The organism is Sphingomonas aracearum (assembly GCF_003345355.1).
GTDB lineage: Bacteria > Pseudomonadota > Alphaproteobacteria > Sphingomonadales > Sphingomonadaceae > Sphingomonas > Sphingomonas aracearum.
Genome location: NZ_QQNB01000001.1, coordinates 1,479,156 through 1,501,392 on the forward strand (window position 1 = coordinate 1,479,156; position 22,237 = coordinate 1,501,392).

Genomic DNA, 22,237 nt, shown 5'->3' on the forward strand with positions numbered 1-22,237 from the left:
TGGTTCGGGATGCAGCTCCCCTATCCTGTTTCCTCGCCCCGACTCATCAAGCGGGGGGCCGCCCGATGATCGAGCGTCACCTTGCCAAGCTGCGGGCCCGTGCGACCGTGTCCGCGGAAGAGGAAGCCGCCATTCGGTCCTCGCTGGGCGAGATCCGCGAGTTCGCCGCCGATGAAGTCGTCGTCCCGGCACTGAAGGTGCAGGACCACAGCACGATGTTGCTGGACGGGTTCATGTGCCGGTTCAAGGACCTGCGCAACGGAAAGCGGCAGATCACCGAACTGCACGTTGCGGGCGATTTCGCCGACCTGCACAGCTTCACGCTGAAATATCTGGATCACGACGTGATCGCTCTCACGCCATGCCGCGCCGCCCTGGTCCCCCACGCGAATCTGCGCCGGATCACCGAGCAATTCCCTCATCTCACCCGCTTGTACTGGTTCAGCACCAACCTCGACGCGGCGATCCATCGCGAATGGGAACTCTCGCTGGGGCAGCGCACGGCGCGGGCCCGCCTGGCGGCGCTGTTCAGCGAGTTGCAGATCCGATTGCAGATCGTCGGACTGGCTAGCGACACGAGCTTCGACCTGCCGTTGACGCAAACGGATATTGCCGAATGCATGGGGCTGACGAACGTGCATGTGAACCGCACCCTGCGCAATCTGAAGGAAGATCGTCTGGTTGAGTTCGAGGGGCGACGATTGACGATACTGAACAAGGCCGAGCTCTGGCGCGCCGGCGATTTCGACCCGCGCTACCTTTACCTGGACGGAAACGGAACGGCGCCGTCGCTCGGACCGTGAACGCGCATCAGATTATGGCAACCCGAGCAGCCAACCCGCTCCTGGCGGTGAACCCCTGAAATCCCGGACGGCGGTTGCGCTTGCTGAGAAGGGCGCGCCGCTGATTGTGTGCGGGCAGATAAAGGCGCAGTCGCCGCACTTCCCTGGCATACGTTGGCGATCTGGTCCGTCGATCGACACGTCGCGCAGGTGACGCTTGCTTTCCGCCTGCTTTCCTGCGCGAAGTCGGGCGGCGCGTCACGCCGGCTGACGGATCGGCAGTCCTCTTCCTCCGATCAGCGACGCAGGTTTGACGACCGTGATCGCAGCGCTATTCAGCCGGAGTGATCGGGGGGAATGATGGCGGCTGACCGCAAGATCCGGGAGACGAAGTCGATCCGCGGCGGAGAGCGCCCGGCCACGATCAAGGACGTCGCGCTGGAAGCGGGCGTGTCGGTGTCCAGCGTCAGCCGCGCTTTGAACGGTGGCGCCAACACAAGCTCCGGGGCTCTGGATCGGATCCTTCGTGCCGCCAAGAAACTCGGCTTCGAGCCGAACCCGGCCGCGCAGACGCTGCGATCGCGCCCGACCAAGACCGTCGGCTGCATCCTTTCCGACATCTCGAACCCCATTTTCGCCGCGATCATCAATGCGGCCGAGGAGGAGTTGCAGGCAGCGGACTATCAGATGATGATCGGATCGACCCGGCACGATCCGCACCGGGAACTATCCTTCCTGTCCGCCCTGCGCCGACGTCGCCCCGATGGTCTGCTGATCATGGCCGGCGAGGACAGCCATGCCGAAGTGGTCGACATGCTGAATGCCTTCGGTGCGGCGCGGGTGTGTATCGACCGCGTCCTGCCGGGCGTACCGACCGTCCGCGCGGATCACCGCAGCGGCGCGGTTCACGCGACGAGCTATCTGATCGGGCTGGGCCATACGCGCATCGCTCTGCTCATGTCGAGCAAGACCCTGCTGCCCGGGTCCGAGCGCCTGGCCGGATACGAGGAAGCGCATCGGGCCGCCGGGATCGCCGTCGACGAACGGCTGGTGCGCCCGCACCAGATCGCCTCGCACTTCGCGTTTAGCGAGTTCCGCCAGCTGCTGAGCATGGACGATCCCCCAACGGCGGTGATCACGCTGGGAACGCGCATGCTGGCCGGCGTGCTGCAAGCGATCAACAGCGCGGGGCTGCGTATCCCGGACGACATTTCGGTCGTCAGCGTGGGCGAAACCGACCTTGCCTGTTATGCCACGCCGGCAATCAGCACCCTGACCTGGGACTATGCGGAACTGGGCAGGGTGGGCGCCAGGATGCTGATCGACACGCTGGCCGGCGGCGCACCGCAGACCAACGTCGTCTTGCCGACCCAGTTCATCACTCGCGCTTCCTGCGCCCCGCCCCGTCCGGCAGCGACACGCCGCGCCGGCTGAAGGGCCGGAAAGACGCGCGCGCCGCCCGAACGGAGTGTCGCTGCCCCTATATCCGAACGAAGCGGAAGCGATCGCCCGCCCGCTCGATTCTCCCGAAGCTCGGCGCGTGCGCACCCGCCAGCGTCCAACCCCCGTCCGATGCAGCCTCCAGCAGCGAGCGCCGCGAGGCGATACCCTGCGCCATGTCGACGTCGAACACCGCGCCGATCATGGGGTCGTTCGATTGCGCATCGACCAGGTGCATCGCATCGCCGATGAAGATCAGCGTTTCGCCGTTCCAGTCCAGCCGGAAGCCGGTATGCGCCGGCGTATGACCGGGCAGCGGATAAGGTGACATGCCGGCCGGAAAGCGGGCCTGGTCAAAGGCATGAACGCGGCCGGGATAGGCGTTCAGGACGGTTTCGGCCACTTTCCACCCGTTCCGCCGCGCTTCGGGACGAGAATCGCGCTCGGCGATGTCGGTGTAGAATTCCAGCTCGCGGCCGGCGAAATAGACCTGCGCGCGCGGGAAATAGGCTTCCCCCTTCTCGACCAGGCCGAGCGCATGATCGAAATGCATGTGCGTGACGTAGATCTCGTCGATGTCGCCGGGCGCGATCCCGGCATCCGTCAGCGACCTGCGGGCCACGCCCAGCGTCGGGTTCGTTTCCGTTCCCGTTCCGGCGTCAACCAGGATCAGCTTGTCGGGCGTCCGGACCGCAAAATGGTAGACGGGGATCTCGTAGGTCGGGCCGCCCCAGTCGGCGCGCATCCGCTCGGTCGCTTCCGCGCCATCGGCGTGGAGCAGCGTTTCGGTGGAGGCCGAGAAATCCCCGTCGAACAGCGGAATGATTTCGAACGGCCCAAAGGTCTGGGTCTTGTACGCCATCGCGTATCTCCTTTGCTGGGGTGCGAAAGAGCCTGCCGATCGGCCACAAGGGGCCGGCAGCGACAGGCCGTCCGCGATCAGATCGTCCAGCCGCCGTCGACGACCAGCAGATTGCCCGTAATGTAGCTGGATTCATCCGACGCCAGGAACACGGCGGCATTGGCGACGTCCTGCGACGTGCCCTGCCGCCCCATCGGGCATTTGGCATTGCGCTCGGCCATCTTCGCCTCGAACTCCGCAGGCGACAGGTCGCGCCACAGCGTGCGGATATGCGGCGTGTCCATGTAACCGGGAATGATCGCGTTGCAGCGGATCTGCTTGTGCGCATATTGCCGCGCGACGATCCGCGTCACCTGGTTCACCGCTGCCTTGGACGAGTTGTAGGCGAGGAAGGGCGTGCCCGACCAGCGGATGCTGGCGGTGGACGACACGTTGATGATGCTGCCGCCGCCCTGCTTCTCCATCACCGGGATCACATGCTTGCAGGTGAGAAACACGCTTTTCACGTTGACGGCGTGGACGCGGTCCCAGGCATCCTCCTCGGTTTCCACCGGGCCGCCGAGCTGCTCGATGCCGACATTGTTGTGGTGGATGTCGATGCGGCCATATTCGGCAAGCGCACGGTCGATCAGCTGCTTGACGTCCGCGGAGTTGCTGGCATCCGCCTGCGCGGCGATCGAGGAGAAACCTTCGGCGCGGATCGCCGCGCTGGTCGCCTCGGCGAGATCGAGCCGCAGGTCCGCCGCCACGACCTTGGCGCCTTGCCGCGCGAAGTTGAGCGCCACTGCCGCGCCGTTGCTCAGACCGCCTTCGCTGCCGAGCGTGCCGGCGCCCAGCACCAGTGCGACCTTGCCTTCGAGCCGATTACCCATGCTCACATCCTTCATCTTGGAAACGTTTCCACCGTTATCTCTCGCCGGCTCCGAGCGTCAACCCCGCCCCGTCCGGCCGTTGCGGACTAGAGGTAGCTCACCAGCGTCAGCCCCAGAATGCCGATCGCCTTGCGCTTGGGATCGCCGGCCGGATGCACGATGAACTGGAAATTCGGCTTCACCACCAGGCCGGGGATCGGCTGCAAACCGTAGTAAAGCTCGATCTCATATTCCGAGGATCGCACCGGAACGGAGCCGGCGCTGGCCCGGTTCGCCAGTTCCTGCGAGCGCGTGAGATACTTGTTGAGGCGCGCGCGCCCGAAGCCGATGCCGAGGTCGTCGTCCGGCCGCCCGGGGATGACGCCGGTATAGTTCAGCATCACGCCTGCCTTGCTCTCCAGGTTCGTCACATGCTGGGGCGCGTAGGCAAAGCGCGCCGTCACCGCGAGGCCGTGCGAGCCATCGGCGTTCGGCATCAGGATCTGCTGCCGCATGTCGGCCCAGAACCCCACCCGATCGTGACGCACCAGCGGCGCGCCACCGGCGGCCGCACGCCGCTGCCCTTGCGTGTTCAGGAGCAGATCGCTCCCGTTCACCGTCGAATACAGCATGCCGATCTTGTAGACGCCCGGCAGCACCCCGTTCAGCTTGGGCGTGTAGCCGATCTCGGCCATGGTGGAGACGCCGGTGCTGTTGCCGAAGCCGAAATCGAATTCATGCGGGTTCCGGTTGTCGTCGGTCAGATTGTAGGTGCCGACCGCCACATAGACGTCCTTCGAAGGCTTGGCCTTGACCCGCACGCCCCATTGGCTGACCGGGTAGTTCTGGAACACGTCGGGCTGCAGATGGCCGATCAGCGCGCCGCAGAAAGCGAGATTCTGGAAGTCGCATCGGCCTGCGTCGAAATCCTCGCCCGGTGACATGCGCCCGATCTTCAGGTCCAGCGTCTTGCCGGCGATCTGGTACCAGCCCTGCGTCAGGCGCCAGATGTTGCCGAAACCGAACACGTCCTGGTTGGATTGCAGCACGCCCAGCCCGTTCTCGGTGCCGATCAACTGTCCGTGCCGTTTGGTGAAGAGGACGCGGAACGTGCCCGGAATGCTGCCCGTCAGCTTCTGCAGGTTGACGGTCGCCCCCAACGCGAATTCGCCGGCCCAGCGCACCTTCTTGCTGGTGCCCTCATTGAGGTTGGCTGCGCCCTGGCCGTAATACATCGCCAGTGGCGTGATGCCCTTTTCCTGCAGCTTCGGCAGCAGGCCGTTCCAGTCACCGAAGATGTGCGCGGCGGGAACCGTCTGGCCGACGGTTCCCTGGAGAACGGGGCGGGACGGCTGCACGGGGGGTGCCGCCTGGGTCGCCAGCGGACTGCGTTGCTGGGCGGCGGTCCGATCGCCGGAAGGCGATTGCGCCGGCGATGCGTCGCCTTGTTCGGCGCCAGGTTCGGCGGCTGCGGTTGCAACCGGTGGAATAGTCTGGACGGGCGCCGCGTCCTGCGCGTCGAGCGCGATCGAAGCCATAGCCATGGCAGCGACAATCATCATGGAAACACCTCTCGCGATGGTCGGCATCGTGGCCTGAACCGGACGCGACGATCCTGCCGGCTGCGGTTCCCCGCTCCGTTCGTGCCCGCGCCCGGATGGCGCGTGCGAACCGTCGCTGATTGTTTCTTGTGGTGGGCGGGGAAGCGACGGATCGCCTCCCCACCCCTGACCTTTCTACATGGCAGGCTGCGGCACCGGGGCCTCGCGCGCGCCGCGGCCCAGCGCCAGGACGATGCCGGCCGTCACCAGCACCGGACAGGCCAGCGCGATCGTGACGATCGACAGCGGCACGTCCTGCGCCAGCATGACGCCGGCGAGGATCGGGCTGAGTGCCGCCCCGCCGCGGCCGATGCCCATGCACAGGCCGACGCGCCCGCCCCGGATCACGGTGGGGAAGCTTTCGATGAGCAGCATGATCAGCAGCGAATTGGCCGCCTGGTTGAAGAAGGTGCCGACCGCCATGACCAGCTTCAGGTTGAACAGGCTCGGCCCGACCACGCCGAAGGCCGAGATGCCCAGCGCGGTGAGGATCAGGGCCGGGGGCAGCAGCTTGCGAACCGAGATCTTGGTCGCCGCCCACCCGGTGAGGATCAGCGCGGCGAACTGGCCGATCGTGCCCCACACCAGCACCGAGGCACCAGCCGCCGCTCCGAAGCCGAGGTCCGCCACGATCTTGGGCGACCATTTCAGCAGGAAATAATAGGTCATGCTGTCGAAGAAATAGGCCGCCGCCAGCGCCGCGGTGAGGCCATACAGCAGCGGTGCCGTCACTCCCGTGCGCGCGCTCACGGCCGAGGCGAGTTCCGGAAGCTTCTGCAATTCGCGGTGGCCGAGCGAGCGGAACACCGCATTGACCCGGGCGAGCGCGTTCGGCGGCTGCCGATCCAGGAGGTACGCGACCGATTCAGGAAAGGCGATCCAGGCGATCGGGAGGAACAGCGTGCTGAGCGCCGCGCCGGCGAAGAAGACGTGCCGCCAATCCTCCTGCGAGATGAACGCTGACGCCAGGGAGCCGCCCACGATTGCGCCGATCGGCCAGCCCACGCCGACCAGCGCGATGCAGAAGTTGCGCTTGGAGGCGCTGGAGAATTCGGACGCATAAGCATGCGCGATCGCGATCATGCCGCCGATGCCGCACCCGGTCAGGAAGCGGATAACCGACAGCATCGTCACGCTGCTGGCCTGCGTTGCCACCCACATGCCCGCGCTTGTCACGATGAGACAGGCCAGCACCAGCGCTCGCCGGCCGAACCGATCCGCCAGATGCCCGAGCACGGCAGCCCCCAGCGCCATGCCGATGAGTTCCATCGACAGAACAACGCCAAGCTGCGCCTTGCTGATCGACCATTCCGCCGCGATGCCCGGCGAAGCGAAGCTGATCGCCAGAATGTCGATGCCGTCAAATGCGTTCAGGATACAACACATGGCGATGACCAGCATCTGCCGACCGGTCATCGGGCGATCCGCCCAAAGGTCACTGGCCTGTTGCATGATCCGCTCCTTTGTTCGTCGATACGCAAGGGAGAGCGGCCACTCCTGTCGATGCTGGCGGCGGCTCACCTGGCAAGCCGCGCCTCCGCGCATTCCTGGACATGGTGTCGTCTCCCTCCATCAGTTTGTCCGGGCCCGATGCCATCGGCCCGCTCACAGCGGCCTAGCCGCCGTCCGCGTACCCGATGCACAAAGCCAGCCTGTCGTTGCAGGCCGCGGGCAAGGCATAAGCGATTCTGGAAACGTCGCAATACACGGAAGCGTTACCAAGCTTTTCCGCGGCAATCGGCGAGGCTCATCCATCTGAAAAAGCACATTAAACTTTTTTTCGAATCCAAGTGTGTTGCACTGGAAACGTTCCCTGTTTAGGCAGGTTCGACAGGATACCGGGCTTTCCATTGCGCGTTCATCGCCCGCAAGGGCAGCGTGCGGAGTCGGTGACGCGGGGGACGGCCCGCTGGATGCGAAATCGCATCGGGTGTGCCAGCAGGACATGAGATGAAGACGATCACGCTCGGAGAGATCAGCATCGCCAAGGTCACGGAGGTCGACACCATGTGGTTCGACCCCGCCTGGCTGTACCACAACATCCAGGACGACATGCTGCTGCGCCACAAGGAGCAGCTTGGGCCTCGCCTGATCGATCCCGTTTCTAACAAGCTCGCGCTAAGCTTTCACAGCTTCCTGATCCAGACCGGCGGGCTGAACATCCTGGTCGATACGTGCAATGGCAATCACAAGAACCGCGATCCCCGCTTCCCGTTCTATTCGAACCTGAAAGCCACCACCTACCTCGACAACCTGGCCCGGCTCGGCCTGCGCCCCGACGACATCGACATGGTGCTGTGCACGCACCTGCACACCGATCATGTCGGCTGGAACACGTACCTCAGCAATGGCGAATGGGTGCCCACCTTCCCCAGGGCCCGCTATGTCATGGCGCGCCAGGAGTTCGACCATTTCAATCGCCTTCATGCCGCGCGGCCCGATTATCCCGTCGGCCATGGGTCGTTCGAGGACAGCGTCCTGCCGGTGGTCCGCGCCGGGCTGGCGCAGTTCGTGGACATGGACCATCTGGTCGCGGGCGAGATCGGCAACGGCGTGTGGATGGAGCCGGCAGTCGGCCACACGCCCGGCCATGTCACGATCCATGCCAAGGGCGGCGGCCGCGAATCGATCATGACGGGCGACATCATCCACCATCCGATCCTGTTCCTGGAGCCTGGGCTGGAAACCAAGCACGACGTCGACAAGGTGACGTGCGACGCCACCCGGCAACGCCTCCTCCGGCGGCTTGCCGATACCGACGACATCCTGCTGTCGGCGCATTTCTGCGACCCCACCGCCGGGACCGTCCGTTCGCGGCCGAACGGCTTCGCCTTTGCGTTCCTCGACGAATGATCGGCGCGGTGGCGATGAGCAGTGACGAAAGGACGACGATGACGCAGACGCAGTGGCGCACCCCCGACGATATCCGCGCGGATTTCTCTGCGGCCATGTCGCACATGTATCGCACGGAAGTGCCGCTGTACGGCGAGCTTCTGGACATCGTGCATTCGGTCAATGCCGCCACGCTGCAGCGCACGCCCGAGCTGGCGGCGCGTCTCAAGGCGGCGGGCGAGGCCGACCGGCTCGACAGCGAGCGGCACGGCGCGATCCGGGTCGGAACCGCGGCCGAACTGGCGATGCTGCGCCGCGCCTTTGCCGTCATGGGCATGGCGCCGGTGGGCTATTACGACCTTTCGCTGGCCGGCGTGCCCGTCCATGCGACGGCGTTCCGCCCGACAACGCAGGCGGCGCTCAACCGCAATCCGTTCCGCGTCTTCACCTCGCTGGTCCGGCTGGAGCTGATCGAGGACGAGGACCTGCGGCGCCGCTCGGCCGAGTTGCTGTCCGACCGCCAGATCTTCACCGCCGGGGCCATCGAGCTGATCGCGCTGTTCGAGAGGCAGGGCGGGCTCGGCGATGCCGATGCTGCCCGCTTCGTCGCTGAGATCCTGGAAACGTTTCGTTGGCATGGCGATGCGCGGGTGGATGCCGCCACCTATGACCGGCTGCACGCCGCCCACCGGCTGATCGCGGACGTGGTGTCGTTCCGGGGGCCGCACATCAACCATCTGACGCCCCGCACGCTGGATATCGACGCCGCACAGGCGGAAATGCTCGCCCGCGGCATCCGAGCGAAGGCGGTGATCGAAGGGCCGCCGCGCCGCGCGGTGCCGATCCTGCTGCGCCAGACCAGCTTTACCGCCCTGCAGGAGACGGTGCGCTTCTCCGGAAACGAGACGGCGGGCACCCATAGCGCGCGCTTCGGCGAGATCGAGCAACGCGGCGCGGCGCTGACCCCGGCCGGGCGCGAGCTGTACGATCGCCTGCTGGCCGCGGCCCGGGGCGGCGATGGCTCGCAGGCCAGCGACTATCCCGCACGCTTGGCGGACGCGTTCGGCGCTTTCCCCGACGACGAGGACGCGTTGCGCGAGCAGAAGCTGGCCTATTTCCACTACAGCGCCACCGGCAAGGCCGCCCCGGTCGGCGACAGAGGCGACACGGCAGACCTGTCCGGCCTTCTCGCGGCGGGCGCGGTGCAGGCCACGCCCATCGTCTATGAGGATTTCCTGCCGGTCAGCGCCGCCGGCATCTTCCAGTCGAACCTGGGCGGCGGCGAGCAGAAGGCCTATTCGGGTGCCGCGGCGCAGGAAGCGTTCGAGCAGGCGCTGGGCGCCCCCGTCGCCGACCCGTTCGCCCTTTATGCCCAGATGGAGCAGGCCTCGGTTTCCGCCGTCCTGGCGCAGGTGCGCGGTGCTGCCGGCGGCAGCGGCGGATGATGAAGCTGGACGCGCCCGAGCAGGTCGCAACGCTCGCATCGGCGTTTGCCGACGCGCTGGCGGCGCGCGGGTTCGCGGGCGATTACGAGCGCGACCTGGGCGCGCGCGAGGTCGCGTCCACCGATAATTCGATCTACCAGGTACGCCCGCTCGCCATCGCCTATCCGCGATCGGCGGCGGACGTTCAGCGGATCGCGGCGGCGGCCCATGCACTCGGCGGCAAGGTGTCGCTGTCGGCACGCGGCGGCAACACGGGCACGAACGGGCAATCGCTCAACAACGGCGTGATCGTCGATTTCGGCCGTCACATGAACCGCATCCTGTCGATCACGCCCACGCCGACGGGGGCAGCGGTGCTGGTCGAGCCCGGCGTGGTGCTCGATCAGCTGAACGCGACGCTTGCCGCGCACGGGCTGTTCTTTCCGCCGATGGTGTCCACCGCCAGCCGGGCGACGATCGGCGGGATGGTCGCCACCGACGCGTCGGGCAAGGGGTCGCGAATTTACGGCAAGACCTCCGACTATCTCGCGGCGATGGACATCGTCCTGGCGGATGGCACCGAATGGGCCGTCACGCCGCTGAACCGTGCGGCCGTTGCCAAGATCGCGCAAGGCACCGACCGCATCGCCGCCATCCACCGCGAGGCGCTGCGCGTTGCGGAAGAGAACGACGCCGAGATCGAGGCCGTGTTCCCCAAGATCAATCGGGGCCTTACCGGCTACAACCTTCAGCGCCTGTGGGATGCGCAGGCGGACCGCTTCTTCCTGGCGCCCTTGCTTGCGGGATCGGAAGGAACGCTGGCGCTGACCGCCGCGATCACCGTCAACGCCATCCCCACGCCCCGCACCCGGGCGCTCGCGCTGATCCGCTACGACAGTTTCGATGCGGGCCTGCGCGACGTGCAACGGTTGCTGAAGAGCGATCCTCTGGCGGTGGAGATCCTGGACGACAAGATCCTGTCCGTCGCGCAGGAAGACGTGCTCTGGGCACAGATCGGGGAGGTGATCGGCCCCGCCCCCGCCACGCGCCCGGTGCACGCCATGACCTATGTCGAGTTCGCCGGCGAGCCCGACCAGGTTCGCGGCGGGCTGGATCGGCTCTCCTCGCTGGCGAACGACGGTCCGGAGGCGATCGTCGACTGGAAGATCGTCACCGATCCGAAGGCGATCGGCCAGCTGTGGAGCCTGCGCGAGAAGTCGGTGGGTCTGCTGGCGCGGCTGGGCGGCGGCAAGCAGGGCATGCCCTTTGTCGAGGACACCGCCGTGCCGCCGGAGCGGCTGGCGGATTATGTCGCCGAGTTCCGCGCGCTGCTCGACGGCCATGGCCTGTCCTATGGCATGTTCGGACATGCCGATGTCGGTTGCCTGCACGTGCGACCGTTTCTGGACATGAAGGACCCGGCGCAGGCCGACCTCATCCGCCCGATCTCCGATCGCGTTGCGGCGCTGGCGAAATCCTATGGCGGCCTGTTGTGGGGCGAGCATGGCCGCGGCTTTCGCGGGGAATATTCGCCGTTCTTCTTCGGCCCGACATTGTATGCCGAGCTCCGGCGGATCAAGGCCGCCTTTGATCCCCGCAACATCCTCAATCCGGGCAAGCTCGCCGCGCCGGATGCGGGGGCGACCATCGACCGGATCGATGCCGTGCCGATGCGTGGCGCGTTCGACCGCCAGATTTCCCCTGCCCTGCTCGAGGAGTTCGACCGGTCGGTGGCGTGCAACGGCAATGGCGCGTGCTATTCCTGGGACGCGCTGAACGCCATGTGCCCGTCCTACAAGGCCAGCCGCGACCGCGCGCAATCGCCCAAGGGCCGGGCCGCCCTGCTACGCGGCTGGGCACGCGCGGAGTCGATCGGCAGCGCCGAACGCGAGGAGCTGGCGGAAGCGACCGCGGCGTCGCTGTCGACCTGCCTTTCCTGCAAGGCGTGCACCACCTTGTGCCCGGTGAAGGTGGACGTGCCGACGATGAAGTCGCGCTTCCTTGCCGACTATTACCGGACCCGCAAGCGCCCCGCGCGCCACCGCTTGCTGGCGCAGATGGAAAGATTGCTTGGGGTGGCCCGGCGGATGCCGCGCACCACCAATGCGGTGACGCATTCGGGTCTCGCCGCCCCCGTCCTGGCGCGGGCGGGCTTTGTCGACCTGCCCGCCGTGGAGCCGGCGCGGCGATCGCAACTGCCGGCCATCGCCACGCCGGACGTCCTCGCCGCGCTGTCTCCGGCCGAGCGGGAGCGCGCCATCATCCTCGTCGAGGACAGTTTCACCGCGACGTTCGACGGCGCGCTGGTGGAGCGCACGTCCGCGCTGCTTAAGGGACTCGGCTTCACCGTCTTTCGTCTGCCGCCGCGGCCGAACGGCAAGGCGCTGCACGTCGTGGGGTTGCGCAAGCCCTTTGCGAAGATCGCGCAGGCGCGCGTTGCGGAACAGGGCGCGCTCGCCGGGTTCGGCGTCCCGCTGGTCGGGCTGGATGCCGCCACGGCGCTGATGAACGAGCAGGAATATCGGGAGTTCGCGCCCAATGATCTGCGGATCGAGGGGCTGGAAACGTTCCTCCAGCGAGCCATCGGCAAGGGCCTGTGCGGCGCGCCGCGGCCGAGACAGGACGGCATCTACACGCTTCTGGGCCATTGCACCGAGCAGGCGCTGCGCCCGGAGACGCTGGCCACCTGGGTGCGCATCCTGGCGCATTTCGGCATCGAGGCGCAGGCGAAGCGGACCGGATGCTGCGGCATGGCCGGCATGTTCGGCCACGAGATTGAGCACCAGGCCATGTCCCGGCGCCTCTTCGAGCTCAGCTGGTCCGATGCCGTCGCCGGCGGCGGGGATGCGGTGCTGGTGACCGGCTTTTCCTGCCGATCGCAGGTGAAGCGGCTTGCCGGGTTCCGGCCGCGGCATCCGGCCGAACTCCTCCATGCTCTCCTCTGACCGGCGCTGCGCCGTAGCCGCTGGATGACGCAACTGGATACCCGCAAGCTGCGCTATTTCTGCGCGGTTGCCGAGGACCGGGGCTTCCACCAGGCAGCCGAGCGGCTCCACCTGTCGCAGCCTGCACTCACCCGCGCGATCCAGGAGCTGGAGCACGAACTGGGCGCCCGCCTGTTCCTGCGTCACCCGCGCGGCGTCGATCTCACGCGCGAAGGCCATGTGCTGTACGATCATGCGCACGGCATTCTCGGCGCGCTGGATGCGGCGCGCGATGCCGTGTGCAGCGCCGAACAGGCGCCGCGCGGTCATGTCTCCATCGGCGTGCCGCCTTCGCTCGGAGTGCGGCTGCTTTCGCCGCTTGCGGTGCGGGTCGACCGGGAGCTGCCGGAGGTACGGCTCGGTTTCCACGAGCGGCTGATGGCGGATCTCGTCGCCATGCTGGAGGGCGATCAGCTCGACATCGCGGTGATCGGCAATCCGCGTGCCGGCACCGCCTTCCGGCTCGAACCGCTCTGCCGCGAGCAGATCTATCTCGCCGTTGCCGCCGAAGGCCGCGACATGCCGGCCGTCGTGCAGCTCGCCGATCTTGCCGAACACCCCCTTATCGTCTCTGGCGGCGGACCTGGTCTCGAAGGGTGGTTCGAGGCGCTGGCGCCCGACCGGCAGATCGTCCAGGCGATCCGCTTCCGCACGGAAAGCCTGGCCCTGTCGCTGGCATTGGCGCGTGCGGGGCTCGGCTCGGCCGTGTTGCCGCGTTCCGGCATCCTGGCCGAACTCGACCAGCCGGGCCTGCGCTTCGCGCGCATCGCGGACCTGTCGCTCGATCGCCATCTCGCCACGCGCAAGAGCCGCGAGCGCAATCCCGCGACTTCCGCTGTCGCTCGCCTGCTCAAGGAACAGTTCGCGCTGCTGGAGGACGCCGGCACTTTCGCCGAACGATAGGGCACGCGCATCGGCTGCGATGCGCAAGCGGTATTGGATCGGCCGAGCCGGCGCGGGTTACTCTGCACGCAAAGGCTTGCCAAGGAGAGACGACCGTGAAGACCTTTACGCCCAGTGTCGAGGAAATGACGGCGCGCGTCGCCCGCTTCAAGGACCTGGTCCCCTATTCCAAGCAGTACACCAACGCCGGTATCCCGATCGAGGCGTTCGAACGTCTCACCGCGCGCAGCGTCTATTCGATCATGGCGCCGCAGGACTATAAGGGCCGCAGCGCGATGGCGCCGATCAAGAGCTTGCCGGGCGCCGTGGTCTCGATCGCCGAATGCCCGCCGGGCGACTCGCCGGGCCTGCACTGCCACGAGATGACGGTGGAGAACTTCTTCTGCCTCAACGGCCGGTTCGAGATCCTGTGGGGCGATCACGGCGAGCATTCGCTCGTGCTGGAGCCGCTCGATTTCATCTCCGTGCCGGCCGGCGTGACGCGCAGCTTCACCAACATCTCGGACGAGGTCGCGCGCCTGCTCGTCATCATCCAGCCGCCTGTCGATCGCAGCGAGGATCGCGTGGCCTATGCACCGGACTTCGCAAAGGATCTGGAGGCTGATTTCGGCGGGGAGGTGGTCGATCAGCTGAAGGCGATCGGCTTCAAGTTCAATGCCGGCGAGCCGGAAGACGAAGCCGAGCACGCCTGATCGAACGTCCTTTCGACCATATTTTCGGGAACATATCTTGCCCCTGCCCAGCGATCCCGCGTCCTTTTCCGCCGAACAGCACCACGTCGATAGCAGCGCGGACATCCGCCTGCTGTTGACGCGCAAGCGCCCGAAGGTGCCGACGGAGGCGCCGCCGGTGCTTCTGGTCCATGGCTCCACCCTGCCGGGCACCCTGATCTTCGACCTGCCGCTTGATGGCTATTCCTGGATGGACGCGCTTGCCGCCAACGGACGCGATGTGTGGACCGTGGATTTCCGCGGCTATGGCGGCTCCACCGTTCCGCCGGTCGTCGTGCAGCAGGATGGGAGCGAGGCACCGGTAGCGCGGACGACGGACGCGCTGGTGGACCTCGCCGCCGCCATGTCCGCCATCCGTTCGCTTACCGGCAGCGCATCGGTGGACCTGGTCGGCTGGTCGTGGGGCGCCTCGGTGAGCGGCGAATATGCGGCCGGCGGGGCGACCGATATCGGCAAGCTCGTCCTGTACGCGCCGCAATGGGTGCGCGACACGCCCTCCCTGCTGGTGAACGAGGCGACCCTCTCCAAGGCCTATCGCGAGGTCGATCCGGTCGCGTTCATCGACCGCTGGTTCCGCGGCCTGCCGGAAGAGGTGCGGGGCGAGGTTCAGTCCCGTCATTGGCCGGAGCGACTGGTGGAGGCGCTGGAACAAACGGCGCGAGACGCCAACCCGGGAGCATCGCGCATCAAGGTGCCCAATGGCAGTGTGCGGGACATTGCCGATCACTGGATCGCCGGCGTGCCACGCTACGATCCCGGCGCGATCGCGGTGCCGACGCTGGTCATCGTCGGCACGAACGACATGGACACGCCGCTCCGCCAGGGCGAAGCGATCGCGCGGCAGATCGTGCGCGCACCGTGCGAGTTGCGGACGGTCGCGGGCGGCACGCATTTCGCGATGATCGAGCCGGCGCGGGACGAGCTGTTCGCCGCCGTTCTCGCCTTTCTGGCCGAGCCTGTAGAACCCGCGAAGGGCGATACTGCCGCGTGAGGATCGCCTCCCTCGCGGATTACCGCGAGGCTGCGCGGCGTCGGCTGCCGCCGTTCCTGTTCGAATATGTCGATGGCGGATCGTATGCCGAGGCGACGCTCCGCCGCAACACCCATGACCTGGCCGATCTCGAGCTGCGCCAGCGCATCCTGCGGTGACGCGCGCGTCACCTGGCAGACGCTTGGCTTCCTCCGTGAGCATTGGCCCGGCACGCTGATCGTCAAGGGCATCCTCGATGCGGAGGACGCAAGGACCGCCGCCTGTGCCGGCGTGGACAGTATAGTCGTGTCCAACCATGGCGGGCGCCAGCTGGACGGAACGCCCTCCACCATCCGCGCGCTTCCCGCCATCGTCGAGGCGGTGGGAGACCGGCCGACAGTGCTCGCCGATGGCGGCGTGCGATCGGGTCTCGACGCGGCGAAGATGCTTGCGTCCGGCGCCAAGGGCGTGATGATCGGACGCACCTGGGCCTATGCGCTGGCGGCGGAAGGAGAGCGCGGCGTCAGTCGGATGCTGTCCATCCTGAAAGCGGAGCTGCGGATCGCGATGGCGCTGACGGGCACGACACAGGCGTCCGCTTTCGACCAAAGCGCGCTGGTCCGCCGGTAACGGCGGTTGAAGGACTGGGCGTTTAGTCCCGGCGTCTGGTGAATCGGGTTGACGATGAACCGACCGGCTATGAGGTCCGGACCTTGGCGATCTATTCGTAGGGCGTGGAGCCGCTCGGCGTCTTGAGCCGGCGGGCGAAGTTGCAGGCGGCCATGAAACCACCAACGTGCGCCACCGTTTCGGCGGGCACCGACAACCAGTCCATGGCGGCGCTGCCCCGTGCCGATCTCGCGAGCGGTCGCGTTTTCGCGAGACGTCGTGAAAGACGACGTCGCGCCAATGGTGCGCCCGTGATCCGCGTGTGGGCGACCCCTGACATAGGCCCCGCCAACGCGCGGGTCACGGCAGCCTACCCAGTGTGAAGGAGAAGGCCAGGGGAGCCACCGGCACACGGTATTTCAGGTGCGGTCGGCCACGATCTGTGACGCAAGCGCCGCATCGGGCAGCGGGCCGGTCACCGCCTCCACCGCGCTGCGAAAGCGTGCGAAACCCGCGACCCGCTGTTCCGGCCGGGCCGGCAGCAGCGCCTCGATCATGTACAGCATGAGGAGCGCTTGCATGCCGTAGAAGGAGAACCGCTCCCACGCCTCTGTCAGCGCCAGCACCGCCACGCCGGGCGGGTGGCGTACGGCGGCGATACGTGCCGGCCGGCTCATGGCTGGTCCGGAACGTGCACTGTTGCCGCCCTCCATTCCGGAGCCGAGGTGCCCATGGGCAGCTCGCCAAGGAACCTGGTGCCCGGATAGCCGCCGCCTGGCGCCTTGAACAATCCGGACATCTGCAGGTCAGCGGCTGCGAATAACGTGCTCGCACTCGCGAATCCGCGCTCATGCTTGATGCTGTCGGCCGAGCCGCTGCCGGCCGCCGGGCCCATCCGGTCGACAATGGAAGCGCGGTTCCAAGGCATCAGCTTGGCCGCCGAACAGGTCGATCGGAGCGCCGTTGGACCGTGGCCGGATGCGCGAGAAGCCCCCGGCGAAGAACGGGGCCACCATGTGCCATCATCCGGCTTCCTCTACTTTGTATACTTAATACTCTTTATCTCGCGTGCATCTGTCAACCGTTTAGGCTGCAGCCACTCGACGGGGTGAGCCGAGCCCCCCCGCAGGTCGCGATGCTTCATGCCGTCTGATTGCCAATTACGCGCTCTGGCATAGCTGGAACGCGTCCCAAACGATCGGCTGTATCGATGATCTTCCATGGAGATCGCGAGGAATGGCCTAAGCGGCTCCGCTGCAAGGTAAATGCGGCAGGACGTATGATGTGCAACTATGGCCGCTACAGCCCAGCTTGGCGCACTTGGTCACCAGATCGCGCGTGCTGGCGGTTGCCTGCCGCCGCCTGATCGCACAATTCATCCCGAGCACGCCCCTGTCGAAGGCACCGTCCTGATCTCCGGCGATTTTTACCATGCGCCGGTTCAGTTGCGCGCGTCGAAATCCGTTTGCGCCTGCTCGATCGCGTCGAAGTTCATCGATGCCCAGTGCAGCAAGGCCCTGATCGCTGGCGCCAGCGAGAAGCCCAACTCCGTGCCCTGGTATTCCACACCGGGCGGCGATCCGGGGACGATCCGTCGTGAGACGATGCCGCTGCGCTCCAGTCGGCGGAGGGTCTGGACCAGAGCCTTGGGCGTCACGGGTCCGACACAGCGCCGCAGGGCGTTGAACCGCAAGGGTCCCTGACAAAGATGAACGAGGATGGGGAGCGTCCACTTGTCCGAAAGATGAGCCATGAGGATCCTCGCTCCCGCGGACAATTCAGGAGGCGCATCATCGAAGGGAGGAGGTATCGCCATAGCTATTATATCACCCGCTGGTGCGTTCTTGTGGAGTTAGTATCCCGGATATAGCTCCACTCGCATGCATGTCACAAAGGCCAAAGCAGCATGAGAGTGATCGTATCGACGGGTTACGAGATCGGGCTTGAGGTAAGCGAAGCCGAGCCCCTGGCGCCAGGTGCCGGACAGGTCAGCATCGACGTCCGCGCGATCGGCGTGGGGCGGGTAGACCTCATCATGCGACAGATGATGCCCATGGCGTTCGTGCCGGGAATAGAGGCGGCGGGGATCGTCAGCGCCGTCGGACCTGGCGCCGATCCCCAGTGGCTTGGCCGGCGAGTCCTAGCGCGGGGGCAGGGTGGCGCATATGCCGAGCAGATCGTGGTGAGCAGCGACGTGCTCGTCGCCCTGCCCGGCGCGCTGTCGTTCGAGGCAGCGGTGGCTACCGGGATGAACGGACTGGTCGCACACTTCTGTCTGGCGAAAGCGCAGGTGGCTCCAGGCGATCGTGTCGTCGTGCGCGGTGCTCGTGGCGGGATTGGCCACCTTGCCGTGCAGATGGCCAAGCGCCTGGAGGCCGATGTCGTCGAACCCGAGAGGAACGATGCGCCCTCACCCGCGGACGTCGTGGTGGACCTGGTCGCAGGCCCGGACACCGCCGCTTACGTTGAACAGCTGCATGCCAACGGCCGTTACGTGATCGCTGGCATCGCGGCGGGCCTGCCGCCGGCGGATCTCGCGGGCTCCCTCCTGGCCGACTTCAAGCGGTCGCGGTCGGTCGCCACGCTCAGCCTCGACACGATCGGCAACGTCGATCTGAATCACGCGGCGCAGCAGATGCTGGCCGAGGTGGCAGCGGGCACCATCAGACCGCTGGTCGCGATGGTCCTGCCGCTCGAAGAAGCGGATCAAGCGCACCGCCTCCTTGCAAAAGGCGGGATTTCGGGAAAGATCTTGTTGGTGCCCTGACGTCCGGCGATCGTCATTGCGACATCGCTCCCGAGCGGCGTCAAATCCTTCATTCCGCGCAAAGCCGCCGCCGACGAATTGGGCTTCTGATAGCCACCATCATGCGCTTCCGCCGCGCGCAGCATCCGCCTGAGCCTGATCAGCTTGCGGAGTATCTCACCCGCTGGCGCCTGCTGCGGGCGGCGGACGGGCTCCGCATCCGGACCGACAGCGTCGCCGAGATCGCTCCGCGCCGCCGGCCACGCATAGGAAGGAGAGTGCCTTCGGCGTCGCCTTCAAGCACGTCACCGGCCGCTCGCCCGGACGCGGGATTTAGCCGCCGGCGATCCGCCGCAGCAGTTCGTCCAACAGGAGCCGTTCGCCCGGAGAGAGCATGTCCGCTTCGTCGATGCGCGCACGGACGCCGGAAGCCAGGCTGGCCACCTCCCTGCCCTCCGCGGCCTCCTCGCTGCCGACCCCAGCGATGATTGCCGTCATCACGGTCTCGCGTGCCGCAGCCGCCAGATCGCCCCGCTCGCTGGCGACTTTGCCGAGAAGCACGCCGATGACGCCGGTGCCGCAGGCATGGACAAGATCGACCGCCCGCTCCTCGCTGACCCGAAGACGCCCGGCCTGCGCCACCCGGCGGATGCGCTGTCGCAGGACCTCGAGCCCGGCCTCGGCTGCGGCGGAGGGCCGGCCATCCGGGCCTATGCTGCTCATCAGGGCAAAGATCGCCGGATGGGCTAGGCAGAAGGCGACGTGGTCGTCCCATGCCTGGCCGAGCTCCTCCACCGGATCGTTGCCCGGCGTCCGGCGCGCCTTTTCCGAGACATAGGCCGCGAGCCCGGCTTCGGCGACCGCGTCCAGCAGACCCCGCTTGTCGCCGAACAGCCGGTAGATCGTCGGCACCTGCACCCCCGCCGCATTTGCCACTGCGCGCGTGGTGGCCGCTGCGACCCCGCCGGCGTGGATGAGGTGGGCGGTCGCGGCGACAATCCGGGCGCGAGCGTCGGAAGACAGATCGTCAGGAGCGAGCGGAACCATGACCGACCCTTACGCCGTCGCGCATAGCAGCGATACCTGCATCTTGTTAACACTGCGAAACGGCGCTACTGCTCCTGCGTTAGCATTGTTTCGCGACGGGGGATGCGATGATCGTTGTGACCGGCGCCACCGGCAATCTCGGAAGCCGCGTCATCAAAGAGCTGCTCGAAAGAACGGCACCGGAGCGCATCGTCGCGACCACGCGCGATCCGGCCAGGGCGGCCGCGCTCGTGCAGGCCGGCGTGGAGGTGCGGCACGGCGACTTCGCGGCGCCCGACAGCCTCGCCGCGGCGTTTGCCGGCGCAGATCAGGTGCTGATCGTCTCCTCCGACGCGGAGCGCTTCGGCGGTGACGCGGTCGCGCATCACCGATCCGCGATCGGCGCCGCCCGCGCGGCGGGCGCACGACGCATCCTGTACACCAGCCACATGGGCGCCAGCGCCACGTCGGCGTTCGTGCCGATGCATACCCATGCCGCGACCGAAGTGATCCTGCGCGAGGCGGGGATCGCCTGGACGGCGCTGCGCAACGGCTTCTACGCCGAGACGGTGCCATCGCTGATTGTCCGCGACGCGGCATCGACCGGCCTGTTGTCGGCGCCGGCGGACGGTCCGGTCGCATGGACGACACGCGACGACCTGGCGGCGGCTGCAGCCGCCATCCTGACCGACGAGGGTCGCTTCGACGGCCCTACTCCGCCGCTTACCGCATCCGAAGCTCCGACCTTGGACGACGCGGCGGCGATGCTGTCCGAGCTTCACGGACGCTGCGTCGTGCGGCAGGTCGCCGCGGACGATGCGTTTGAGGCGGACCTGGCATTCCAAGGTATGCCCAAGCCCGTGGTCGCGATCACGCTCGGCATGTATCGGGCCGCCCGCGCAGGAGAGTTCGCCGCCGTCAGCCCGGCGCTCGGCGACCTCATCGGCCGTGAGCCACAAAGCCTGCGCGACGTGCTTGCGCCGCCGAGCCGATAGGAAGCGGATCTCGGCTGGCCCGGCGTGACCGTGTCCTTGATTGCGCGCGGCGACCTGAGGTCGAGCTGCTCCAGAACGTTCAGGCCGAACTCAGGCACGCTGGTCGTCAGGTGGCGCAGACCAGTCTTCGGAATGGCGGCATCAACCACCTTGCCACTATAGTCGCCGACCTGGACCAGGCCGTAGCCCACCCGGCCAGCAAGGGACTCGATCTCGTCCCGCGGTGCTGAACGGCGCCCGCATGGCCGCGACATGGTCGGGGCGGGACCGGCTCTACGCCAGTCCCGCCTACACGCTTCGGATTACCAGCTACGCCAGCGACGATCCCAATTATGCCAGTTGCCCGAGCGCCGGGCGTTGCTGAGCTCACGTTGACACTCACGAAGCTCACGGTTGTATTCGCGGCGGCTCTCTGCCCGGCGCAACTCGCGTCGGCATTCACGCTGCTCGCTGCGGACCTCCCTGTTACGCCGCGATTGGGCGTCCACCGACGCCATGGGTGCGGCCACCGATAGCAGGGTCAAGCCGATGAGAAGTTTGCGCATTATACGTTCTCCGTTGTTGATCCGTTGATTCGACGTCGTAGGTAATCCTCAGATCGGCTGCGTCCGGGCGTATCCGAAACAGCCAGTTACCGCTTGGCTGTGGCATTGGCCCCCAGCCGCTACCGGCCAAACAGATAGTTGAGCGAGAGAAAGCCGGTGGGCTGGGTCTTGCGCTCGACCAGCGGGCTGTCCTTGGCATCGCCGAGCAGCGTCGACACGTTCGCCGAGGCGGCCAGGCTGAGACGCCTGTTCAACCGGTAGTTCGCCGTCACGCCGGCCGTGACGTCCTTGAAGCCTCCACCGAGCCGATATTCGGGAAGGCCGCTCGCCAGCGCCTCGCGGGCGTTGATGCCGAAATACCGATCGTTGTGCTTCCTGTCGGCCCAGCTCGTGCCGATCGCCGGGATGAGGATCAGGCGCCGCGATGCGACCACCGGATAGGACAGGCTGGCGTCGGCGATGACGCCCTTGGTGCTGCCGGCGAAGCCCTTCGTTCCGCCGACCGTCAGGATCGCACCACCGGCCTTCAGGTTGGCGAACAGGCGGCCGCCGCCGCCGACCGTCACCCGGTCCACGCCGTCGGGCACGTCCTTCCGCCGGTAGCCGGGCATCAGCGCGACGCTGCCGCCGATCGTCACCGGGCCGCCGTCGATCACGTTGACGCCGATCCCGTTGCGCAGGTTGGCGAAGAAACGGCCCTTGGCGATGTCGATCACCGGGATCGGCAGGACGCGATAGTCATCCGATCCCTGATAGGTCGGTATCGCGGCAGCGCCCACGCCGATCACGATGCGATCCCTCTGCTGGCGCGGCGCTTCCCGCGTCACGCTGCTCACGTCCTGTGCGTGCGCCGGGGTCGTGGCGATTGCCAGGAGCGCGGCGGCGGCGATGGTCGGCCTTGAGAGCTTCATGTCGGTTCCTTGCACTCTGATGGAA

General features: G+C 66.9%; 21 protein-coding genes. 12 read left to right on the forward strand and 9 right to left on the reverse strand.

Annotation, left to right across the window (positions count from 1 at the left end):
* The first annotated feature begins 65 nt into the window (after window positions 1-65).
* A complete protein-coding gene (locus DVW87_RS06955; protein ID WP_114686935.1) occupies window positions 66-803 on the forward strand; it encodes a Crp/Fnr family transcriptional regulator in 738 nt (245 codons plus the stop codon).
* A 339-nt stretch (window positions 804-1,142) separates the two neighbouring features.
* Entirely contained in the window at window positions 1,143-2,216 is a 1,074-nt protein-coding gene (locus tag DVW87_RS06960; RefSeq protein WP_181814742.1) for a LacI family DNA-binding transcriptional regulator, read from the forward strand.
* 46 nt (window positions 2,217-2,262) lie between these two features.
* Here DVW87_RS06960 and DVW87_RS06965 read toward each other — a convergent pair whose 3' ends face one another.
* From DVW87_RS06965 to DVW87_RS06980, 4 genes are all read right to left on the reverse strand, one after another.
* A complete protein-coding gene (locus DVW87_RS06965; protein ID WP_114686937.1) occupies window positions 2,263-3,084 on the reverse strand; it encodes an MBL fold metallo-hydrolase in 822 nt (273 codons plus the stop codon).
* A gap of 77 nt (window positions 3,085-3,161) precedes the next feature.
* On the reverse strand, window positions 3,162-3,956 hold the full coding sequence (locus DVW87_RS06970) for an SDR family NAD(P)-dependent oxidoreductase (RefSeq protein ID WP_114687127.1): 795 nt from the start codon (window positions 3,954-3,956) through the stop codon (window positions 3,162-3,164).
* 86 nt (window positions 3,957-4,042) lie between these two features.
* A complete protein-coding gene (locus DVW87_RS06975) occupies window positions 4,043-5,479 on the reverse strand; it encodes a carbohydrate porin (protein ID WP_181814743.1) in 1,437 nt (478 codons plus the stop codon).
* A gap of 192 nt (window positions 5,480-5,671) precedes the next feature.
* Window positions 5,672-6,988, reverse strand: a complete 1,317-nt coding sequence (locus tag DVW87_RS06980) for an MFS transporter (protein ID WP_181814744.1) — start codon at window positions 6,986-6,988, stop codon at window positions 5,672-5,674.
* Window positions 6,989-7,486: 498 nt separating this feature from the next.
* Between DVW87_RS06980 and DVW87_RS06985 the strand changes: the two genes are divergently transcribed.
* The 8 genes from DVW87_RS06985 to DVW87_RS07015 all read left to right on the forward strand — a co-directional run bounded on the left by DVW87_RS06985 (window position 7,487) and on the right by DVW87_RS07015 (window position 16,010).
* The gene (locus DVW87_RS06985; protein WP_114686940.1) at window positions 7,487-8,389 is read left to right on the forward strand and encodes an MBL fold metallo-hydrolase; all 903 of its coding nucleotides are present in this window, start codon (window positions 7,487-7,489) and stop codon (window positions 8,387-8,389) included.
* A gap of 14 nt (window positions 8,390-8,403) precedes the next feature.
* Complete coding sequence (gene hglS / locus DVW87_RS06990) at window positions 8,404-9,813, forward strand: 2-oxoadipate dioxygenase/decarboxylase HglS (protein ID WP_239017798.1); 1,410 nt, start codon at window positions 8,404-8,406, stop codon at window positions 9,811-9,813.
* Window positions 9,810-12,737, forward strand: coding sequence for an FAD-binding and (Fe-S)-binding domain-containing protein (locus tag DVW87_RS06995; RefSeq protein ID WP_114686941.1), 2,928 nt, complete (start codon window positions 9,810-9,812; stop codon window positions 12,735-12,737). The genes hglS and DVW87_RS06995 overlap by 4 nt, the downstream gene beginning before the upstream one ends.
* A 24-nt stretch (window positions 12,738-12,761) precedes the next feature.
* Window positions 12,762-13,679, forward strand: a complete 918-nt coding sequence (locus DVW87_RS07000; RefSeq protein ID WP_114686942.1) for a LysR family transcriptional regulator — start codon at window positions 12,762-12,764, stop codon at window positions 13,677-13,679.
* Between the two features lie 95 nt (window positions 13,680-13,774).
* Window positions 13,775-14,371, forward strand: coding sequence for a cupin domain-containing protein (locus tag DVW87_RS07005; protein ID WP_147276227.1), 597 nt, complete (start codon window positions 13,775-13,777; stop codon window positions 14,369-14,371).
* Window positions 14,372-14,408: 37 nt separating this feature from the next.
* Entirely contained in the window at window positions 14,409-15,401 is a 993-nt protein-coding gene (locus DVW87_RS07010) for an alpha/beta fold hydrolase (protein WP_181814745.1), read from the forward strand.
* Entirely contained in the window at window positions 15,398-15,559 is a 162-nt protein-coding gene (locus DVW87_RS18605) for an alpha-hydroxy-acid oxidizing protein (RefSeq protein WP_420822320.1), read from the forward strand. The genes DVW87_RS07010 and DVW87_RS18605 overlap by 4 nt, the downstream gene beginning before the upstream one ends.
* Window positions 15,516-16,010 carry an alpha-hydroxy-acid oxidizing protein gene (locus tag DVW87_RS07015; protein WP_420822321.1) on the forward strand — a complete coding sequence of 165 codons (495 nt, stop codon included), beginning with the start codon at window positions 15,516-15,518 and terminating at the stop codon, window positions 16,008-16,010. Before DVW87_RS18605 ends, DVW87_RS07015 begins: the two co-directional genes overlap by 44 nt.
* A 398-nt stretch (window positions 16,011-16,408) precedes the next feature.
* Here DVW87_RS07015 and DVW87_RS07020 read toward each other — a convergent pair whose 3' ends face one another.
* Together DVW87_RS07020 and DVW87_RS07030 are read right to left on the reverse strand one after the other, a co-directional pair.
* Window positions 16,409-16,666: a hypothetical protein gene (locus tag DVW87_RS07020; protein WP_114686945.1), complete on the reverse strand. Its 258-nt coding sequence runs from the start codon at window positions 16,664-16,666 to the stop codon at window positions 16,409-16,411.
* 764 nt (window positions 16,667-17,430) lie between these two features.
* Entirely contained in the window at window positions 17,431-17,805 is a 375-nt protein-coding gene (locus DVW87_RS07030) for a winged helix-turn-helix transcriptional regulator (protein ID WP_114686947.1), read from the reverse strand.
* A gap of 96 nt (window positions 17,806-17,901) precedes the next feature.
* On the opposite strand from DVW87_RS07030, the gene DVW87_RS07035 reads away from it, so the two are divergent.
* Window positions 17,902-18,756, forward strand: coding sequence for a quinone oxidoreductase family protein (locus tag DVW87_RS07035; protein WP_181814746.1), 855 nt, complete (start codon window positions 17,902-17,904; stop codon window positions 18,754-18,756).
* Between the two features lie 312 nt (window positions 18,757-19,068).
* Here the strand turns inward: DVW87_RS07035 and DVW87_RS07040 are convergent, their stop codons facing one another.
* On the reverse strand, window positions 19,069-19,782 hold the full coding sequence (locus DVW87_RS07040; RefSeq protein ID WP_114686949.1) for a TetR/AcrR family transcriptional regulator: 714 nt from the start codon (window positions 19,780-19,782) through the stop codon (window positions 19,069-19,071).
* 107 nt (window positions 19,783-19,889) lie between these two features.
* Here DVW87_RS07040 and DVW87_RS07045 point away from each other — a divergent pair, with 107 nt between their 5' ends.
* Window positions 19,890-20,756, forward strand: a complete 867-nt coding sequence (locus tag DVW87_RS07045) for an NmrA family NAD(P)-binding protein (protein ID WP_114686950.1) — start codon at window positions 19,890-19,892, stop codon at window positions 20,754-20,756.
* A gap of 302 nt (window positions 20,757-21,058) precedes the next feature.
* Here DVW87_RS07045 and DVW87_RS17765 read toward each other — a convergent pair whose 3' ends face one another.
* Together DVW87_RS17765 and DVW87_RS07050 are read right to left on the reverse strand one after the other, a co-directional pair.
* On the reverse strand, window positions 21,059-21,301 hold the full coding sequence (locus DVW87_RS17765; protein ID WP_147276228.1) for a hypothetical protein: 243 nt from the start codon (window positions 21,299-21,301) through the stop codon (window positions 21,059-21,061).
* 119 nt (window positions 21,302-21,420) lie between these two features.
* Complete coding sequence (locus DVW87_RS07050) at window positions 21,421-22,212, reverse strand: MipA/OmpV family protein (RefSeq protein WP_114686951.1); 792 nt, start codon at window positions 22,210-22,212, stop codon at window positions 21,421-21,423.
* Between the last annotated feature and the right edge of the window lie 25 nt (window positions 22,213-22,237).

Bases quoted from the DNA above. Each gene is read 5' to 3' on its own strand.
- DVW87_RS06985 (WP_114686940.1), top strand. From the start codon at position 7,487: ATGAAGACGATCACGCTCGGAGAGATCAGCATCGCCAAGGTCACGGAG.
- DVW87_RS07020 (WP_114686945.1), bottom strand. From the start codon at position 16,666: ATGAGCCGGCCGGCACGTATCGCCGCCGTACGCCACCCGCCCGGCGTG.
- DVW87_RS06960 (WP_181814742.1), top strand. From the start codon at position 1,143: ATGGCGGCTGACCGCAAGATCCGGGAGACGAAGTCGATCCGCGGCGGA.
- DVW87_RS06970 (WP_114687127.1), bottom strand. From the start codon at position 3,956: ATGGGTAATCGGCTCGAAGGCAAGGTCGCACTGGTGCTGGGCGCCGGC.
- DVW87_RS06965 (WP_114686937.1), bottom strand. From the start codon at position 3,084: ATGGCGTACAAGACCCAGACCTTTGGGCCGTTCGAAATCATTCCGCTG.
- DVW87_RS06975 (WP_181814743.1), bottom strand. From the start codon at position 5,479: ATGGCTATGGCTTCGATCGCGCTCGACGCGCAGGACGCGGCGCCCGTC.
- DVW87_RS07050 (WP_114686951.1), bottom strand. From the start codon at position 22,212: ATGAAGCTCTCAAGGCCGACCATCGCCGCCGCCGCGCTCCTGGCAATC.
- DVW87_RS07045 (WP_114686950.1), top strand. From the start codon at position 19,890: ATGATCGTTGTGACCGGCGCCACCGGCAATCTCGGAAGCCGCGTCATC.
- DVW87_RS07040 (WP_114686949.1), bottom strand. From the start codon at position 19,782: ATGGTTCCGCTCGCTCCTGACGATCTGTCTTCCGACGCTCGCGCCCGG.
- DVW87_RS07030 (WP_114686947.1), bottom strand. From the start codon at position 17,805: ATGGCGATACCTCCTCCCTTCGATGATGCGCCTCCTGAATTGTCCGCG.
- DVW87_RS06980 (WP_181814744.1), bottom strand. From the start codon at position 6,988: ATGCAACAGGCCAGTGACCTTTGGGCGGATCGCCCGATGACCGGTCGG.
- hglS (WP_239017798.1), top strand. From the start codon at position 8,404: ATGAGCAGTGACGAAAGGACGACGATGACGCAGACGCAGTGGCGCACC.
- DVW87_RS07000 (WP_114686942.1), top strand. From the start codon at position 12,762: ATGACGCAACTGGATACCCGCAAGCTGCGCTATTTCTGCGCGGTTGCC.
- DVW87_RS17765 (WP_147276228.1), bottom strand. From the start codon at position 21,301: ATGCGCAAACTTCTCATCGGCTTGACCCTGCTATCGGTGGCCGCACCC.
- DVW87_RS07015 (WP_420822321.1), top strand. From the start codon at position 15,516: ATGACCTGGCCGATCTCGAGCTGCGCCAGCGCATCCTGCGGTGACGCG.
- DVW87_RS06995 (WP_114686941.1), top strand. From the start codon at position 9,810: ATGATGAAGCTGGACGCGCCCGAGCAGGTCGCAACGCTCGCATCGGCG.
- DVW87_RS06955 (WP_114686935.1), top strand. From the start codon at position 66: ATGATCGAGCGTCACCTTGCCAAGCTGCGGGCCCGTGCGACCGTGTCC.